This window comes from Cutibacterium porci, assembly GCF_009696315.1.
Taxonomy (GTDB): Bacteria; Actinomycetota; Actinomycetes; order Propionibacteriales; family Propionibacteriaceae; genus Cutibacterium; species Cutibacterium porci.
In genome coordinates this window covers 674,422-691,785 of record NZ_VUMG01000001.1, presented here as the reverse complement: position 1 = coordinate 691,785, position 17,364 = coordinate 674,422, and the positions used below count along the sequence as shown (strand labels likewise).

Annotated in this window: 18 protein-coding genes; 12 read left to right on the top strand and 6 right to left on the bottom strand. The window is 59.5% G+C overall.

From position 1 onward, the window contains the following. The first annotated feature begins 119 nt into the window (after window positions 1-119). A complete protein-coding gene (locus FYJ43_RS02945) occupies window positions 120-524 on the top strand; it encodes a PTS glucitol/sorbitol transporter subunit IIA (protein WP_154561766.1) in 405 nt (134 codons plus the stop codon). Here the strand turns inward: FYJ43_RS02945 and ispF are convergent. Next, complete coding sequence (gene ispF, locus FYJ43_RS02940; RefSeq protein ID WP_154562206.1) at window positions 471-974, bottom strand: 2-C-methyl-D-erythritol 2,4-cyclodiphosphate synthase; 504 nt, start codon at window positions 972-974, stop codon at window positions 471-473. The two genes, FYJ43_RS02945 and ispF, sit on opposite strands and share 54 nt — an antisense overlap. Continuing rightward, the gene (gene ispD, locus FYJ43_RS02935; RefSeq protein WP_154561764.1) at window positions 974-1,777 is read right to left on the bottom strand and encodes a 2-C-methyl-D-erythritol 4-phosphate cytidylyltransferase; all 804 of its coding nucleotides are present in this window, start codon (window positions 1,775-1,777) and stop codon (window positions 974-976) included. The genes ispF and ispD overlap by 1 nt, the downstream gene beginning before the upstream one ends. Window positions 1,778-1,872: 95 nt before the next feature. On the opposite strand from ispD, the gene FYJ43_RS02930 reads away from it, so the two are divergent. The 3 genes from FYJ43_RS02930 to FYJ43_RS02920 all read left to right on the top strand — a co-directional run bounded on the left by FYJ43_RS02930 (window position 1,873) and on the right by FYJ43_RS02920 (window position 4,665). Continuing rightward, window positions 1,873-2,139, top strand: a complete 267-nt coding sequence (locus tag FYJ43_RS02930; protein WP_154561762.1) for an HPr family phosphocarrier protein — start codon at window positions 1,873-1,875, stop codon at window positions 2,137-2,139. A 4-nt stretch (window positions 2,140-2,143) separates the two neighbouring features. After that, window positions 2,144-3,817, top strand: a complete 1,674-nt coding sequence (gene ptsP, locus FYJ43_RS02925; protein ID WP_154561760.1) for a phosphoenolpyruvate--protein phosphotransferase — start codon at window positions 2,144-2,146, stop codon at window positions 3,815-3,817. 110 nt (window positions 3,818-3,927) lie between these two features. After that, window positions 3,928-4,665: an SDR family NAD(P)-dependent oxidoreductase gene (locus FYJ43_RS02920; RefSeq protein ID WP_154561758.1), complete on the top strand. Its 738-nt coding sequence runs from the start codon at window positions 3,928-3,930 to the stop codon at window positions 4,663-4,665. Window positions 4,666-4,685: 20 nt separating this feature from the next. On the opposite strand, the gene FYJ43_RS02915 is transcribed toward FYJ43_RS02920, so the two are convergent. From FYJ43_RS02915 to FYJ43_RS02905, 3 genes are read right to left on the bottom strand one after another with little or no spacing between them, the layout of a single operon-like run. Continuing rightward, a complete protein-coding gene (locus FYJ43_RS02915) occupies window positions 4,686-6,071 on the bottom strand; it encodes a sugar transferase (protein WP_326833256.1) in 1,386 nt (461 codons plus the stop codon). Window positions 6,072-6,111: 40 nt separating this feature from the next. Further along, window positions 6,112-7,053 (bottom strand): CAF17-like 4Fe-4S cluster assembly/insertion protein YgfZ, encoded by a 942-nt coding sequence (gene ygfZ / locus FYJ43_RS02910; protein WP_154561756.1) that lies wholly within the window; start codon window positions 7,051-7,053, stop codon window positions 6,112-6,114. Window position 7,054: 1 nt separating this feature from the next. Next, window positions 7,055-7,555, bottom strand: coding sequence for a nitrobindin family protein (locus tag FYJ43_RS02905; RefSeq protein ID WP_154561754.1), 501 nt, complete (start codon window positions 7,553-7,555; stop codon window positions 7,055-7,057). A 388-nt stretch (window positions 7,556-7,943) separates the two neighbouring features. On the opposite strand from FYJ43_RS02905, the gene dtd reads away from it, so the two are divergent. Then, complete coding sequence (dtd, locus tag FYJ43_RS02900) at window positions 7,944-8,381, top strand: D-aminoacyl-tRNA deacylase (protein WP_154561752.1); 438 nt, start codon at window positions 7,944-7,946, stop codon at window positions 8,379-8,381. Between the two features lie 9 nt (window positions 8,382-8,390). Here dtd and FYJ43_RS02895 read toward each other — a convergent pair whose 3' ends face one another. After that, complete coding sequence (locus tag FYJ43_RS02895; protein WP_154562202.1) at window positions 8,391-9,269, bottom strand: NADase-type glycan-binding domain-containing protein; 879 nt, start codon at window positions 9,267-9,269, stop codon at window positions 8,391-8,393. A gap of 53 nt (window positions 9,270-9,322) precedes the next feature. Between FYJ43_RS02895 and FYJ43_RS02890 the strand changes: the two genes are divergently transcribed. The 7 genes from FYJ43_RS02890 (at window position 9,323) to pstB (ending at window position 17,344) form a co-directional block, all read left to right on the top strand. Beyond that, window positions 9,323-10,030 (top strand): winged helix-turn-helix transcriptional regulator, encoded by a 708-nt coding sequence (locus tag FYJ43_RS02890; RefSeq protein ID WP_154561750.1) that lies wholly within the window; start codon window positions 9,323-9,325, stop codon window positions 10,028-10,030. A 115-nt stretch (window positions 10,031-10,145) separates the two neighbouring features. Further along, window positions 10,146-12,251, top strand: coding sequence for an RNA degradosome polyphosphate kinase (locus FYJ43_RS02885; RefSeq protein WP_195839867.1), 2,106 nt, complete (start codon window positions 10,146-10,148; stop codon window positions 12,249-12,251). Window positions 12,252-12,258: 7 nt separating this feature from the next. Beyond that, window positions 12,259-13,200 (top strand): NUDIX hydrolase, encoded by a 942-nt coding sequence (locus FYJ43_RS02880; RefSeq protein WP_326833255.1) that lies wholly within the window; start codon window positions 12,259-12,261, stop codon window positions 13,198-13,200. Window positions 13,201-13,372: 172 nt separating this feature from the next. After that, on the top strand, window positions 13,373-14,515 hold the full coding sequence (gene pstS / locus FYJ43_RS02875) for a phosphate ABC transporter substrate-binding protein PstS (protein WP_326833254.1): 1,143 nt from the start codon (window positions 13,373-13,375) through the stop codon (window positions 14,513-14,515). Window positions 14,516-14,621: 106 nt separating this feature from the next. Continuing rightward, window positions 14,622-15,626, top strand: coding sequence for a phosphate ABC transporter permease subunit PstC (gene pstC, locus FYJ43_RS02870; RefSeq protein WP_154561744.1), 1,005 nt, complete (start codon window positions 14,622-14,624; stop codon window positions 15,624-15,626). Then, on the top strand, window positions 15,623-16,549 hold the full coding sequence (pstA, locus tag FYJ43_RS02865) for a phosphate ABC transporter permease PstA (protein ID WP_154561742.1): 927 nt from the start codon (window positions 15,623-15,625) through the stop codon (window positions 16,547-16,549). Before pstC ends, pstA begins: the two co-directional genes overlap by 4 nt. Window positions 16,550-16,567: 18 nt before the next feature. After that, a complete protein-coding gene (gene pstB, locus FYJ43_RS02860; RefSeq protein ID WP_154561740.1) occupies window positions 16,568-17,344 on the top strand; it encodes a phosphate ABC transporter ATP-binding protein PstB in 777 nt (258 codons plus the stop codon). Window positions 17,345-17,364: the final 20 nt, after the last annotated feature.

Below are 17,364 nucleotides of genomic sequence, written 5' to 3'. Positions count from 1 at the left end.
GAGCACTGGCCCATGACTCGCGTCGACGGGGTGGGCCGTTGCGATCATGGCACCGTGAGAACGGCCAGTAATGGTACGGTGCCGTCAAGGACACAGCGTCCGTCTCAAGGGGGTCAGCCATGGCGACTACGTCCAGCACATTGTGGAATGCTGTGGTGCTGCGCACCGGAAAAGGTGCTCAGGGGATGCTGGATACCGGAGTGATGGTCCTTTTCGGAGAACCCGTCCCCGAGGCGTTATCTGATATCTGCATCGTCCACAATCGCGGCGGTCGCTCCCCGCTGGCCTCCCAACGCAACTTACTTCCCGGAGATGTCCTCAACCTTGCCGGCACTCGCTACACCATCGACGAGGTCGGAGAGGCAGCAACCTCTAACCTTGCCGATCTTGGTCACGTCGTGGTGTATTTCAATTCCCCAGACCAGTCGCTCCTTACCGGAGCTATCAAGGTGTCTGGCCCACCGCCTCAGCTACCGGGGCAAGGAGCTATCCTCACCTTTGAACCCCCGAGTAACAAGGGCTGACGCAACAGCCGCTACCCCCTCGCCACGCCCGGTAAACCCCAAATGATCAGTTGTCGTCGCCGACACTGACACCGGAGCCCCCAGAGTGCCTGACAGAGTGGCTTCCGCTTCACTCCTGCGGGCGGCCATACGCGGTCTTTGACCAATGACCTGCACCGCAGCGTTCTGGATCGTCCATCCTTTTTCGGTGACGAGAGCGACCACATGGCTCAGCAACGCGACTCCGGCCGCCCCGGCCCACGTCGGATCCGCCGTGCCAAACACTGAGCCGACATCGCCCATCCCGGCAGCCGATAGCAAAGCGTCGCAAATGGCGTGGCAGGCGACGTCACCGTCAGAGTGCCCTGCCAATCCGACCTCCTCGTCGGGAAAGAAAAGCCCGGCAACGTGCATCGGCACGCCCTGGCTCAACTGGTGGACGTCCGTCCCAATCCCTGTCCGGATCTCCATCACCGTCGATTCCCTCGGCTCAACCTTCGCGCAACGGTCGAGGGCTTGGCGGCGCGCAACATCCTGCCAATACGGCGTCCGGAATGGTGACCAGCCCCAGCAGTTGCCTTCGCAAACACCTCCGCAATGTCGAGATCGACTGGTTCAGTGATCTTGAGAGACATTCTCGAGCCCTCAATGAGAGTGGCATGGTGGCCGTAGCGCTCACAACACGAGATGTCGTCCGTCACCGAACCGCCTTCGACAGCGAGCTGCTCGTGACACTCAGTGATGACGGCCCGATTAAACCCCTGCGGAGTCTGGACTGCGCGCAGTGTCGAACGGTCAACGACTGACGAGGTATCGCCGTCAATCTGACGTATGGTGTCAACCACATCTATCACCGGGGTCACCGCAACAGCGCCATTGTCGACGGCCGCAATAACATTCTCGACGACGTAAGCCGGCACCAACGGACGCACGGCATCGTGAATGAGCACCGTCGTAGCGTCGCTCAACCGATGATGCTGGGCGATAAACCTCAATCCGTTGCGAACCGAATCCTGGCGCGTATCGCCCCCGGTAACGAAGTGAACCGGAATTGGGGATGCGGCCAGAGCTATCTGTAGGTGGTTGTGCATGCCCTCCTTGACCACAACGACGGCCTCGTCGCAACCACCTGCGGCGAGGGATTCCACTGCGACGGCGACGACAGCCTTTCCGGTAAGCGACGTCACCTGCTTGGGAACAGGGCCGCCGAACCGTGTCCCAAGGCCAGCCGCTACCACAACAGCGACGACGGGCGGCGTGTGCTCATTAACCATGCTTCGCACTCTATCGACCCCGACCCACCACTTCGTATCATCACACAGTCGGCTATCGTCGAACCTAACGTTTTCACCCCACTAAGGAGGCAACCATGCCGAGCCGCACCACCACCATTGCAGCCGAGGCCGGTCTGCATGCCCGTCCCGCAGCCATGTTCGTTCAGGCGGCGTCGAAGTCCGGCCTGGCCGTCAAAATCGGACGTCCTGGTGAAGAGCCAGTAGACGCCCGCTCGATTTTGTCAGTCATGGGGCTGGGAGCCAAGCACGGCGAAACCGTCGAATTGACCGCAGAGGGCGACAACGCTGACGAAGTGCTCGATGCCCTCGTCGCGAACCTGCAGACTGATCCGGAGGCCTGACCTCATGCGGACCCTCTCGGGGCTCGGGGTCTCGGCAGGAGTCGGACAGGCCCACGCGCTCATCGTCTCCCCCGCTCCTGGACTACCCGCATCAGATCCCAGCCAAGGCACAGAGGCAGACCTGGCCAGGGTTGAGGCCGCCCTCAATAAGGTGGCCGATCGTCTCGATGAACGCTCTCTCCACGCGGACCCGTCGGCCCTTGCGGTATTGCAAGCCACCGCCATGATGGCTCGTGATCCTGGGCTGCTTACCAGCGTCAAGTCTCACCTGTCTGACGGGCATGGCCCTGCCCATGCCTTATGGGCTGCTTTTGATGATTTCTGCGCTCAGCTAAGTGCCGCAGGTGGCTACCTCGCCGAACGCGTCACCGATTTGCGCAATGTTCGCGACCGCGCGATCGCCGTCATGCAGGGACTTCCCGAACCTGGTATTCCATCCTTTGATTCGCCAGTAATCCTTGTCGCCGAGGACCTTGCCCCAGCCGACACCGCGACGCTCAATCCAGAGTTAGTCCGTGGTCTCATCACAGCAGCCGGCGGCCCCACGAGCCATACTGCGATCCTGGCATCTCAGATCGGCATTCCCGCAGTGGTGAGATGTAGTGGCGCTCGCGACATTGACGACGGCACTGCGCTAGCCCTCGATGGCGTCACTGGGACAGTGCTCATCGAACCCGACGAGTCAGCCGTCGCCGAGCTCACCGAGCGTGCCAACCGTCGCGCCGAAGTGCTGGCATCCACTCCGCAGGGAGACGCCACGCTGTCTGACGGTGAGCGCGTCCTCGTCCTCGCTAACATCGGTAACCCTTCTGACGCCCCAGCGGCGAAAAAGAAGGGCGCCGAAGGAGTCGGTCTGTTTCGCACCGAGTTCCTGTTCCTCGACCGCCAGGACGCCCCTACCGTCGCAGAGCAAACTGAGGCGTACGCCACGGTCCTTAAGACCTTCGATGAGAGCGCCAAGGTTGTCTTCCGTACCCTGGACGCCGGGGCCGATAAGCCGCTCGCTTTCGCCGATCTAGGCCCAGAAGAGAACCCGGCTCTCGGTCGGCGCGGTCTGCGGCTATCCCAGGTGCGCACTGATCTCATTGACGCCCAGCTGGAGGCACTTGCCAAGGCCGCTGAGCAAACCAACCGTGACCCCTACGTCATGGCCCCGATGGTCGCCACGAAGGCGGAAGCCAAGTGGTTTTCGTCTCGTGCCCGCGCCGCCGGTATCAAGACCGTGGGCATCATGGTCGAGGTCCCGTCAACAGCTCTACGGTCGTTCCAGGTACTAGAGTCAGTGGATTTCGCGTCTATCGGCACGAATGACCTAACCCAGTACGCAATGGCCGCTGACCGTCTGCAAGGCGAGCTGGCTGAGCTTTTGACGCCGTGGCAGCCTGCCGTCATTCAGCTCGTCAAAGCCACCTGTGACGGAGCTGGTGGGCGGCTCATTGGTGTATGCGGAGAAGCTGCCGGCGATCCCTTGCTGGCGTTAGTTCTCGTCGGCGTCGGAGTTCGTTCTCTATCGATGGCCGCAGGCAAGATCACCGCCGTCAAGGCCGCGTTGTCACGGCACAGCTTGGAGCAATGCCGCAAGATCGCCGACGCTGCCCTCGCCGCTTCCGACCCGCAGGAAGCTCGCACGGCTGCGCTGAAGCTAGCGGACCCGAGTATCGAGGTTCTCGTTAGCTGACTCATTCGACCGCAGCCCCCGGAGACGGGGGCTGCGGCATGCTCTGTACGCGGGGACGGTTCTGCGCGGCATCCGCAACAGTGCGGCCTGTGCCGGAGGACAATGGAGTCATGACAAAGACTGCAGTGGTCACAGGAGCAAGTTCGGGAATCGGCGCAGCGACGGCTCACGCCCTAGCAGGCGACGGCTGGCACGTTATCTGTGCGGCACGACGGGTCGAACGCATCGAGCCACTCGCTGCTGAAATTGGTGGACAAGCGGTAACCTGCGATGTCACGAGCGACGAATCCGTCGCCAACCTCGTCGAGACGGTCGGCGGCACAGTCGACCTCCTCGTCAACAACGCTGGTGGCGCCGTCGGCCAGGAACCCGTTTCTGAGGCAGACCTCGATGCCTGGACGACGATGTACCAAACCAACGTGCTAGGTATGGGTCGGGTCACAAAAGCCCTGCTGCCGGCACTCGAAAGTGCAGAGGGCACCATCGTCACCATCACTTCTACTGCCGCTGAATGGGGCTATGAGGGAGGCGCCGGATACTGTGCCGCCAAGTCTGGGGAGAGAGCCATTGTCGAGGCCCTGCGCCTAGAACTGTGTGGTCATCCGGTTCGAGTGTGCGAGGTCAGTCCCGGCATGGTGCACACCGAAGAATTCTCCCTCGTACGTTTCCACGGCGATCAGGCCAAAGCTGACAAGGTGTATCAAGGCGTCGCTTCTCCTCTGACCGCCGCAGACATCGCCGAATGCGTGCGGTGGATCTCTGGGCTGCCAAGCCATGTCAACATTGATCGAATGATCGTCCGTCCTCGGGCCCAAGCTGCCCAATACAAGGTCGCTCGCGAGTCCTGATTCCAGGGATCCTCTGCCCGTCAGTTCAGCTGTTGGACCTCTGCGGGCAGGTGGATGTTCTCGTCGGGCTCTGCTGTCTCGTCAACGCCTCGTGAAGAGACCTTGTCGAAGAGAATCTTGATCGTCTGGATCATGATCTTAACGTCAAGGATGAGCGAGTATTGCTTGATGTAGATGAGGTCGAAGTTGAGTTTGGCAGCGAAGTCGGACGCATATTTGCCGTAAACCTGTGCGTATCCGGTGATGCCGGCACGCACGTTGTGCCGCAATGCGTAATGAGCGTTCTGCTCCTGGAACTGGTCGACGAAGAAGGGCCGTTCTGGTCGAGGACCGACGATCGACATGTCGCCAATAAGCACGTTAATGAGCTGAGGGATCTCGTCGATGCGCAGACTGCGTAGATACTTGCCGACCGGAGTGACGCGTGGGTCGTTGCTGGTGGCCAGCATGGGACCGGACTCCTTCTCGGCGGTCACACCCATAGACCGGAACTTGAGAATCTTAAACTCACGCCCATCCTTAGTAATGCGGGTTTGGCGATAGAACACCGGGCCAGGCGAGCTGGCCTTCACCAGGATTGCGGTAACAAGCATGATCGGTGAAGCAATGACCAAGGCGACGAGCGACAACAGAATATCGAAGAACCTCTTGACGATATCCATTTCCGCCGGAATCTTAAACGGACTCGCCGCAATGATTGTCTCATCTTCAATCGACATTATTGTCGGATTGATAAGCATCATATGCTCAAACGAGGTAGACATGAAGATTTCCTTGTCCTCACTCAACAAGAGGTCATAAATCGCTACTCGTTCAGCGGGAGGAATGTCATCCGAAACATGGGCGGTATCAAATTCGTCAATATGGGATCGAATCTGCTCCAAATAGTGACCCCGCACCACATGGGTGAGACGATGGCGAGTTGCCTTATTAGCCATATAGTTCATGACGGCCCGGTTGAGCGTCTCTGGCGTACCCAGCAGCATCACTCGTTTGGCGCCGCGTAGGCGTCGATACGCCACCATTTCGACGCTGCGCCACACCAAGAGTAAGGCGATGCCAACCACGAGGTTAATAAGGAGAACCGAGCGCGGAAAGGCAAACCATCGCCCGAAAAATGTCAGCGCCATGATGACGATGGTCACCATGACTTGATCGACGACAGTAATGATTCCTATGTCTAACAATGTCTTGTTATACAACACATAAACACCGGACAAGACATTGATAATTAGGAACGCAATAACCGACGCCATAAGCGCGGCTTTCCCGTCGTCCAAGTTTCGCTGCGGAATGACCATTCCGAAACGCATCCAGAATGACAGAAAGATGCCTGTCACAAAAACGATGACGTCAACGAGGACCGTCACCAACTTCTGGGTGCGGTTGAAATAATCCTTCTTCACGTATTTCCTCCTCGACCCTGCTGGGCACAGGGGCACAGGCTCACACTACCGGGCGGACGTGCAAACCAACGTCAGGGTCAACGAGAGGTTGCTGACCTGCCGCAATCCCGCCGACCTCCAATTCCACAGCGACATCGACACTGCGGCGCACCAGAGCCAGACCGATTGGACCATCGACGTGGTGGTGCGCGGATGACCCCATCACCCCGACTCGGCGCCCACCAGCGTGAATCTCAGTACCAACCTCGGGTAGCTCAGCGCGAGACCCATCGAGCTGCAGCAGAGTCAATCGACGCGGCGGACGACCCAGATTGTGAACCCGAGCGACCGTCTCCTGGCCTCGGTAACACCCTTTATCCAAGTGGGTGCCGTACAGACCAATCTCGTTGGGGATAGTTCGGTCGTCGGTATCTAGCCCAATCCGCGGAATGCCGGCGGCAATCCGTAATGCCTCCCATGCCAGCACGCCGACCGGCTGCGCATCGCTGGGCGTCGCAGAGCCAACCGGCACAATCACTTCATGTCCATGGGCTATCTCCGAGGACAGGACGATCCCCTCGGAAAGAGCAACCTCGTGACCGACCCATCGGACGCTCATATCGGGACGCAGCGCAACGTCGACCCGCATCATGAAGCGCATGGAATCCAACCATTCCACCAGGTCAGCCCCGCGACCTGGCTCCGTCCATGCCCAGAACGTCTGACCGTCATCGACGCCGTGCATCACGTGTTCCACGTGACCAGTCGGCGACAATATGAGGCTCGTCGTCGTGTGCCCTGGCTCCATGCCCTCAAGGAACTGTGACGTCAAAGAATGCAGCCACCCCAGCCGATCGACGCCAGACACTGAAAACACGTCGCGGTTGGACAGCTCGATACTCCCACCGCCGTCGAGCATCACACGCTGCTCGGCTAGTGGATTTCCCATGTGGGACACCAGGCCAGCGTCCAGGCCATCGCTCAGCAATACCGGATCAGACATCTCAGGACCTCGTGAGGCGAGCCCACATATAGGGCTGCAGGGGGGCATCGACGGTAGCTCGATCGAAAGTCCACAGCAGATCGCCTTCAACCTGCCCATAAAGACGCTGACCGCCGGTGTAGGTCACGAGAGCATCCTCAGTGCGAGCCACAGCATCGGTAACTAACTCGATCTTGGCGCCGTCAATAGTTCCGGTCCACACCTCGGCCCAACCCTCCGGGGCGGCCATCAGCACATCAACCTTGCGGGTGTCGACGTTGGGACGCCAGAAGCCGGTTTCCATGCGCAACGGCGCAGCCGGGGTGCCGTCGGGATTTTTGGTGAACGTCTGACACATGTAGTGCAGATAGTCTCCGCCATTCTCCGTGAAATCGACCTGACACCCGAAGCTGAACTCACCGCCGTCTGGGGTGTTCCCGTGTCCCTCGCCCTCCCAGTGGCCGATCATCCAGGCCAGGGGCATGAGATCACGATTGAGGTCGTCAGGAATCTGGAAGGGCATGGGTCCTCGTGTCGGGTCGCGGTTGGATGGATGAGGTAGGAGCAGTCGGGGCGTCCCCCCGCCGTCACCTCAGCGATGATTCTATGCGATGCAGGCCACGCAAACACGGCACCGAACAGGATGAGGCCAACCGTAGAGTGGCGACGGGCTACGGAATGCTATGCACCAGCGCAACCCGAATGGACGATCAGCTGAACGTCCATATTCACTAATGGCGCACGTTCGTCAAAAACGGCAACTCGCTTATTGTCGCCATGCGGATAGTAGGGAACGGACAACTGCGGCGAGGGGTATAAGGGCACCCAGTACCGCAACAACCACTAATACCACCAGCCCTGTGACAGCCATATCGCAATCCTACGAGGCTATCTGCGTAGACTCGATAGTCATGCGAGTCGTCATCCAGAGAGCAATCAGTGCCGACGTCGTCGTCGACGACGCAACGGTTGGGGCACTGCCCCGTCCAGGTCTGGTGGTCCTTATTGGAATTACCGGCTCAGATACAGTCGCCGAAGCGGAAAAACTCGCCGAAAAAATTTGGGGGCTTCGCATCTTGGCAGACGAGAAATCTGCCAGCGACCTCGACGCCCCACTTCTCGTCGTCAGCCAATTCACGTTATACGCCAGCACCCGTAAGGGACGCCGCCCCTCATGGAGCGCTGCGGCTCCCAGCCCTATCTCCGAACCACTGGTAGACCACTTCGTGAGTCATCTACGCAACCTGGGAGCGCACGTCGAAACCGGCATCTTTGGCGCCGACATGAAGGTACGTCTGGTCAACGATGGCCCCATGACGATTCTCATCGACACCGACGACTGGCGCTAAGTGACCTGCTTACGACGCTTCGTAAACCTGCAGCATCGAAATGAGAACCGAGTCCCGGGTGGGCTCACCAATCAAGCCCGGGCTCGTCGTCGCAATGATCGTGACGGTGATATCTCCCTTGACGGTACGTGGCGGGATCATAACTTTTTGCAGATCTTGATCGTCGTCGGTGAAATCTTGGTTAAACCATGTCCCGTCAGGCATCGTCCAGCGCACAGTGCGTACCCGACGGTATTGCGAATATAAGTCGACGTCGCCGAAAACCTTCGCATAACCGTTGATCATCCCCACACCGACGATCCGGGAGGACCGAGGCAAGGTGAGCGTGATCTGCTGTCCCTCCCCCGAACCATTGCACCGCCACGCAGTGTCCGGCTTGTCATCAACGACAAACTCCGGATCGTAGCGAACGACATGATGGTCAGAATCGACTGCGGGATCAGACACGCACGATGCGATTGCTCTCACACCATCAATTGCCTTAACGCGTCCTTGATACGGCATATCCGCCGCAGCGCTGGAGGCTGACACCGTCGCTCCAGGGGTGACGCGCACTGCCCCGGTACTATCACGCGACTGAGTGATGAAGGTACCCAGCACTAACCCGACGACGAGCGCCGCCGCGACTATCAGGATCCAGACGGGGAAATGGCGACGCCGCGACGATGTCGAAGTGACGGAGGCATGAGTGCGTCCAACCACCACACTAGGCCCGGTGTCACCGGTGACGACACGGATGACACCACTCGTCGTTGAGGAGATGAGGCTGTCGTCGGCATGGCGAGGGGGCGGATTTCCGCTGTCCGAGGCCTCCTCGGTACCCTCCGCGGGGCAGAGTTCATCCGGTCCGGACCCATCATCGTCCGGACGGAACCACTCATCAGGCATCCTCGTCACGGCATAAATCGTAGTGCCGATGAGACGGGTCAAGCTGTCGTGGGATGATGGAATGCAACATTGTCACGACCTTGGACGACGCGATTTCAGTATGGGAGGGCATCTGGATGGCACGACTATCCTTACTGGGCCCGTTAGACACCCCGCTGCCTGAGGCTTTGGAACTGCTACCGCATAGCATCTCTCGCTACGACGACCTGCAAGAGTGCATGTCCCACTTAGAGGGAGTCGACGTCGTGTTGGTCGACTGCCACGATGAACCAGCCCGGGCCCGCGAAGCTTGCCTTCACCTGTCGTGCTACGAGAGGCGCGTGCCGATCCTGCTGTTGGCTGGTTCCGACACCCTCTCGGTCATCAGCCCCGACTGGGGAATGGACGACTTCTTATGCGATTCGGCGACTCCGTCAGAAGCGGAGGCACGCCTTCGCTGCCTATTCACAGCACACGTCACAAACCAACTCGTAGCTGGGCCGTTCACCATTGATGAGGATGGGTACACCGCCAGTGTCGCAGATAAGGACCTTGACCTGACCTATACCGAGTTCGAGTTGCTGAAGTACCTCGTCGGACACCCCGGCAGAGTGCTCACCCGAGACCTGTTATTGTCGGATGTGTGGGGCTATGACTACTACGGAGGCACCCGGACCGTGGACGTCCATATTCGTCGCTTGCGAGCCAAAGTCGGCCCGGAATACGAAGGCCATATCCAAACAGTGCGATCGGTCGGCTACCGATTCCAGGCAGAACGCTGAATCCACCCTGACGCGACATGGAAGTTGTCCGCCGTGAGAGCGGGCGTCGTCCGATAGATTAGGTGCAGCTACGCCCACCCAATGGTGAGCGGACGAATCTCCAAGGAGTATGTCCATGGCCAAGAAGCCCGCCCCCAGGACCTCCCCGGCTTCCCCCGACGAGCTGCCGGAAGGTCGCTACAGCGATCGCGAGCTGTCGTGGCTTGCCTTCAATGAACGGGTGCTGGATCTTGCCCGAGACGCCGAGCGCATCCCCCTGCTTGAGAGAGCGAAGTTCTTGGCCATCTTCTCGTCCAACCTTGACGAGTTTTTTATGGTGCGAGTCGCCGGCCTCAAGCGCCGTATCGACGCTGGGGTCGCGGTGCCGTCTGTCGCCGGAATGCTGCCTCGCGAGTTGCACGACGCCATCCTGTCTCGCACCCATGACTTGGTTGCTGAACAGTCCAGGGTATTCGCTGAGGAAGTCAGGCCCAGCCTGGCAGCCGAGGGTATCGAAATCCTGCGTTGGTCTGAGCTATCCGACGATGAGAAGGGACGTATGCGTACCCTGTTCTCAGAGCGGATTTTCCCTATCCTTACCCCCCTGGCTGTCGATCCGTCCCACCCCTTCCCGTACATCCGCGGTCTGTCAATCAATCTGGCTGTTATGCTGGCCAATCCTCTTACGGGTGCCGAACAGTTCGCCCGAGTCAAGGTGCCGTCGGTACTGCCCCGACTGGTTAACCTGGGTGCGGGGCGGTTTCTTCCGTTGGAGGAAATCATCAGCCGTCACCTCGATCAGCTGTTCACAGGCATGCGCGTGCTGCAACACACCACCTTCCGCGTCACTCGAAACGAGGACCTCGAGGTCGAAGAGGATGACGCTGAAAACTTGCTCTTCGCGTTAGAAAAAGAGCTTCTCCGCCGCAACGTGGGTCGGCCCCCAGTGCGTCTCGAAGTACAGGACGACATCACTGACGAAATGCTCGCTCTGCTCACTCGCGAACTCGACATCAAAGACAAGGAGGTCTTCAGGCTTCCCGCCCCGCTGGATCTCACTGGACTGTTCTCCCTTGCCGACGTCGACCGTGACGACCTCTCATACCCGAATTTCCTGCCTATCACGCACCCGCATTTGGCGGAGGTGGAAACGGCTCGCCCAGCCGACATGTTCGCTGCGATCCGGCGGCGTGACGTTCTCGTCCATCATCCGTACGATTCTTTCGCCACCAGCGTTCAAAGGTTTATCGAACAGGCGGCCGCCGATCCGCAGGTGCTGGCAATCAAGCAGACTCTCTACCGCACCTCAGGAGACTCCCCTATCATCGACGCCCTAGTCGACGCTGCCGAAGCTGGCAAACAGGTGCTGGCCGTCGTCGAGATCAAGGCCCGGTTCGATGAGCAGGCCAACATCACCTGGGCACGTGTGCTCGAACGTGCCGGCGTCCACGTCGTCTACGGCATGGTGGGGCTCAAAACCCACTGCAAACTCGCGATGGTCATCCGCGACGAAGGTGAAGGGCTGCGCCGTTATGCCCACATCGGAACCGGCAATTACAACCCCAAGACCGCTCGTCAGTACGAGGACCTCGGCTTATTGACGTCGAACCCGATTATCACTGAGGACGTCGCGAGGTTATTCAACCACCTGTCTGGAATGACGGCTGAGAAACGCTATCGTCGCCTTCTCGTGGCCCCTGAGGGTATCCGTAGCGGCATTATCGACGCGATTGAGCGTGAGATCGAGAACAAAAAGGCGGGATTGCCTGCCGGGGTGCGGATCAAAGTCAACTCCATTGTCGATGAGCGCGTCATTGACGCTCTCTATCGCGCATCGCGCGCCGGTGTTCCGGTAGATCTGTGGGTACGCGGGATTTGCTCTATTAGACCAGGTGTCCCCGGGCTCAGCGAGAACATCCGTGTTATCTCTATTCTGGGACGGTTTCTGGAACACTCTCGCATCTTCTGGTTTGCCAATAGTGGCCGCCCGATGGTGGCAATCGGATCGGCTGATCTCATGCACCGCAATTTGGACCGTCGCGTCGAGGCTCTTGTCGGCTTGTCCAACAAGCAGCATGTCGCTGAGGTTGAAGAAATGTTCGACATGGCCTTCGACCCAGGAACGGTGTCATGGCATCTGCAGGATCGTACCTGGACTGAGGTCTCACGCGGACCGGACGGCATCCCTCTGACTGACTTTCAAGAGGAGCTCATTCGACGCACCCGCGACAAGAGGCGGTGAGACCGAGGTGGGAGGACACAAGGGCCCTATTCAAGCGGCTGGCGCCGTCGTGCTTCGCGAGGCCACCGAGACAGCCCGCGAGGTTCTCGTCGTCCATCGTCCCGATTATGACGACCTCTCCCTGCCCAAAGGGAAACTCGAACCCGGCGAGGATCTTCCCACCACTGCAGTACGCGAAGTCGCCGAGGAAACCGGGATCAACATCAGGTTGACGCTGCCCCTGCAGCCCATCGAATACACCGTGAAATACTCCGCCTCCGGCGGCCGACCGAAGTCGCAAGCCAAGGTCGTCTTCTGGTGGCTAGGAGTCGTCGTCGGGGGGTCGATTGGTGCTGCGACAGCCAGCCCTGAGGAGATCGACGACGCCTTCTGGATGCCGACTGACCAGGCTCTTGAGCGCCTTACCTATCCCACCGATGTCCAAGTGCTCGAGGAAGCACTGGAGGCACCACCAACATCGACAGTCGTTCTGGTGCGGCACGGCAAAGCGGTTTCCCGGAAAGAGTGGAGTTCCCGCAGGAAGCACGCCCAAGACGCTACCCGTCCGCTAGAAAGGCGAGGTCGCCGTCAGGCTCAGGCCTTGGTCGGCTTGCTGAGCGCGTATGGAGTGTCTCGTCTGGCGAGTTCGTCATCGACGCGATGTATGCAAACCCTTCAGCCCTACGCCAGCACCTTGAAGACCGAGATCGTCGGGATCGATGATTTGAGTGAAGAGGCGCACGCAGCCAACCCCCGTAAAACGGTCTCTGCTATGAGAAAAATAGTTGGCCGCGCGCTGGCAGATCCCAGCCAACCGGTTGCTATCTGTGGTCATCGTCCGGTGCTGCCGACTATGCGAGACGCACTTGGCGGCGCGAGTCACCCCATGTCAACTGCGGAATGCCTCATTGTTCATCTAGATGAGGCGGGCCACACGGTCTGTCAAGAGTGGTACTCGTCGCGTTACTGAACTAGCGGGCCACAGACTGAGTCTGAGGCGGTTGTCTTTAGTCAAGGTGGTCCCGGTGTTCACGCTGCGTTCACCTTGACGCGATACTTGCGACACCTTCAGACCCTAGCGTCATCCCTGTACCAAGGACCGCGTCGGCGGCTCCAGGACATCGCTCGAAGAAGGATGTGCCGTGACGAATCGTTTCGCCAAAATCACTGCTCTGGCTGCTATTAGCGCCATCTCCCTCACCGCTTGTGGAGCCAATGGTGACAAGAGCTCCAGCTCTACCTCGTCCTCCGCTGCCAGCTCCGCCGCCCAATCGGGTGCTTCCTCGGTTGACGCTGCATCGTTCAAGCCCGCCTGCCCCGGTGGAAGCATCTCCGGTGCTGGTTCCTCGGCTCAGTTGAATGCCATCAACCAGGTCATCTCCGATTACAAGGCTGCGTGTTCCTCGGCGACCATCAACTACTCCCCCACTGGCTCCGGCGCCGGCGTCAAGTCCTTCATCGGCAAGCAGGTCGACTGGGCTGGTTCTGACTCCGTTCTCAATCCTGATAAAGGCGAGCCTGACAAGGCCAAGCAACGCTGCAACGCCGATCCGTGGCACCTGCCCATGGCCGCCGGCCCGATCGCTGTGGTCTACAACGTCGACGGCGTCAAGGATCTGACCCTGTCTACTCAGACCCTCGCCAAGATCTTCTCCGGCGCCATCAAGAACTGGAACGACGACGCCATCAAGAAGGAGAACCCAACCGCCAAGCTGCCGTCGGGGCAGATCGAGGTCTTCTACCGCAAGGACGAGTCGGGCACCACCGACAACTTCACCACGTTCCTTAACAAGGCGGCTGGTGACATCTGGACCGAAAAGCACTCTAAGACGTGGAAGGGTGCCGGCAAGGGCGCCGACAAGTCGGCTGGCATCGCTCAAGCTGTCAAGAGCACCAAGAACTCCATCTCGTACGACGAGTGGTCCTACGCCACCAAGAACAGCCTCGATATGGCCGCCATCGACAACGGCAACGGCCCGGTCAAGCTGACCGGCGAGTCTGCTGGTAAGGCTGTCTCCGCAGCGAAAGTCGTCGGCCAAGGCAATGACCTGCAGCTCGAGCTGCAGTACAAGAACACCCCTGCTGGCGTGTACCCTGCCGTCCTCGTCACCTACGAGATCGCCTGCTCCAAGGGCCAGGACGCTGGCAAGACCGCTCTCCTCAAGGACTTCCTGTCTTTCTACGCCTCTGAGAAGGAGCAGAAGAAGATCCAGGACCTCGGTTACGCTCCACTGCCTTCCGATGTCGCTTCGAAGGTTGTGAGCTCTGCTCAGGCCCTTTCCTGATCGACTCTGTGTCGGGGCATGAGTCCCGACGCTCTGGGGTGGGAGGACGCCTGTCGTCTTCCCGCCCCTCATCACGACACGACCATGATTGCGACGAAGGAAGCCCATGGCTGAATCCACATCGACGGCACAGCGGACGCCCACAGCGGCATCCCGCATGAAGCCGGTGTCCAGGGTCGGGGACAAGATTTTCGCTGGCGCCTCGTCGGTTATCGCCGTAGCTCTGGCCATCATCGTCATCCTGATGTTCGTCTTCCTCATCAAGACGGCGGCCCCAACATTGTCGGCCAATACCGATAATTTCTTCACATCCCGAGCGTGGACGACAGATCAAAACCCGCCTGCCTTTGGCATCCAGGCGTTGTTGTGGACGACACTCATCTCATCCGTGCTTGCCCTGCTCATCGCAGTACCGCTGTCGGTAGACATTGCCCTATTTATTACCCAGCTGGCTCCCAAGAGGCTCGCTAGCCCAGTCGCATTCGTCGTTGATCTGCTAGCAGCAGTTCCGTCGATCGTCTTCGGTCTGTGGGGAGGCATCGTCTTCGGGTCGTCGGGAATCGTCAACGGTGTGCGCGACGTCATCATCAAGGCACTCGGCTGGATTCCGATCTTTTCTGAAGACCCGTCGTGGTCTTCGGCCACAGGGACGGTTTACCTCGCCAGCCTCGTCTTGGCCATCATGATCTTGCCGATCATCACCGCCGTCAGCCGAGACGTCATGGCGCAAACGCCTCACGACCAGGTCGAAGCCGCACTCGCCCTCGGATCGACGCGCTGGGAAGTTATCAAGCTCGCAGTACTCCCCCACTCGCGGTCCGGCATCATCTCGGGTGCCATGCTGGGTTTAGGACGTGCGCTTGGCGAGACCCTAGCTGTCACCTTGATCTTGCAGACGATCAGCCCGATGGCCCTCAAACAAAACCTCAACTTGTCGATATTCGTTGGTGGTGAAACCTTCGCATCCAAGATCGCTGGCAACTTCTCCGAGGCCATTAGCGATCCCACCTCGCTAGGTGCCCTCGTAGCATCGGCCCTGGCCTTGTTCGTCATCACCTTCGTGGTCAACGCGGCTGCCCGGTTGATCGCGGCGAAGGGAGTTAAGCGATGAGCGCCCCTGACCACATCGCTCGCCACGGCGACACGACGCCCGAGCCCGGCCAGCTGGATCTGTCCCGCCCGTCCGGCAAGCGGACCACGAAGAGTGGCTGCGCCTCAGTCTTCATGGTCGTGGCTACTCTGCTCGCCGTCATTCCCTTGGTCTGGCTGCTCTTCGCCGCCATCCGACGCGGAATCGGCTCGTTATTCCACGTATCGTGGTGGACCCACTCGATGGACCCTTCTTTCGAGCTGGCCAAACAGGGCGCAATTCACGCCATCGTCGGAACCCTCGAAATCGGCCTTATTACGTCGATTATTTCGGTGCCAATCGCCTTGCTGACCGCCATTTTCCTTGTCGAATACGCCCGCGGAACCAAAATCGCCAAGGTCATTAGCTTCGCTGTCGACGTGCTAACCGGCGTGCCTTCCATTGTTGCGGCGCTCTTCATCTTCGCCGTCGTCGTGACCACGCTCGGTGGCACCCAGTCGGCATGGGCTTCCTCGCTAGCCCTCATGATCCTCATGGTTCCGACGGTGCTGCGGTCGACCGAGGAAATGCTCAAGCTCGTGCCAGATTCTTTGCGTGAGGCCTCCTTCGCCTTGGGCGTGTCCAAGTGGAAGACGATCATAAAGGTCGTCTTGCCGACCTCAATGACCGGTATCCTCACCGGTATCGTTCTGGGCCTGGCCCGAGTGATGGGCGAGACGGCCCCGCTCATCGTGTTGCTGCAATTCAACACCGAGTTGACTGTCAATCCGTCAACGCCGAACTTCGCGACTCTGCCAACCGTCATCACCAACGCCTACACCCAAGGTGGCGTCGATACCCCAGTGGTATGGGGAGCTGCAATTACCCTGATCATCATCGTCATGGGACTCAACCTCATTGCCCGCGGGATTTCCCGGCGCTACATGCGCCGTATGGGCAAGTGACACGAAAGTGAGCTGAATATGGCAAAGCGGATCGAGGTCGAGGACCTCAATATCTACTACGGCTCCTTCCACGCCGTTGAGGCAGTCAACCTGACGGTTGAGCCCCGCACAGTGACGGCTTTCATCGGCCCGTCGGGGTGCGGCAAATCGACAGTGCTGCGCACCCTCAATCGCATGCACGAGGTCATTCCAGGCGCGTACTGCACCGGCAAAGTAGAGCTAGACGGCGTCAACCTATACGGTAAGAACGTTGACCCGGTTGCTGTGCGACGCAATGTCGGCATGGTCTTCCAGCGAGCCAACCCTTTCCCGGCGATGTCTATTCGGGACAATGTCGTCGCTGGGCTGAAGCTCAATGGCGTGCGCGATAACAAGCTCCTCGACGAAGCCTGTGAGAAGGCGCTGCGCGGCTCCAACTTGTGGGGTGAGGTGAAGGATCGTCTGGATCGTTCCGGCGCCTCCCTGTCTGGTGGTCAGCAGCAGCGGTTGTGCATCGCTCGCGCTATTGCCGTCGAACCCGAAGTCCTCCTTATGGACGAACCCTGCTCAGCCCTTGATCCGATCTCCACGCTCGCCATCGAGGATCTCGTGGGGGAACTTAAGGAACGCTTCACCGTCGTGATTGTGACCCATAACATGCAGCAGGCGGCGCGCGTGTCTGACCAGACCGCGTTCTTCAACTTGAAGGCACAGGGTGAGCCCGGCCATCTCGTCGAGATCGACTCCACTGACAAGATCTTCTCTAACCCGAAAGAAAAAGCCACCGAAGATTACATCTCGGGCCGTTTCGGCTGAGTGGCTAGGCACGGGTCAGC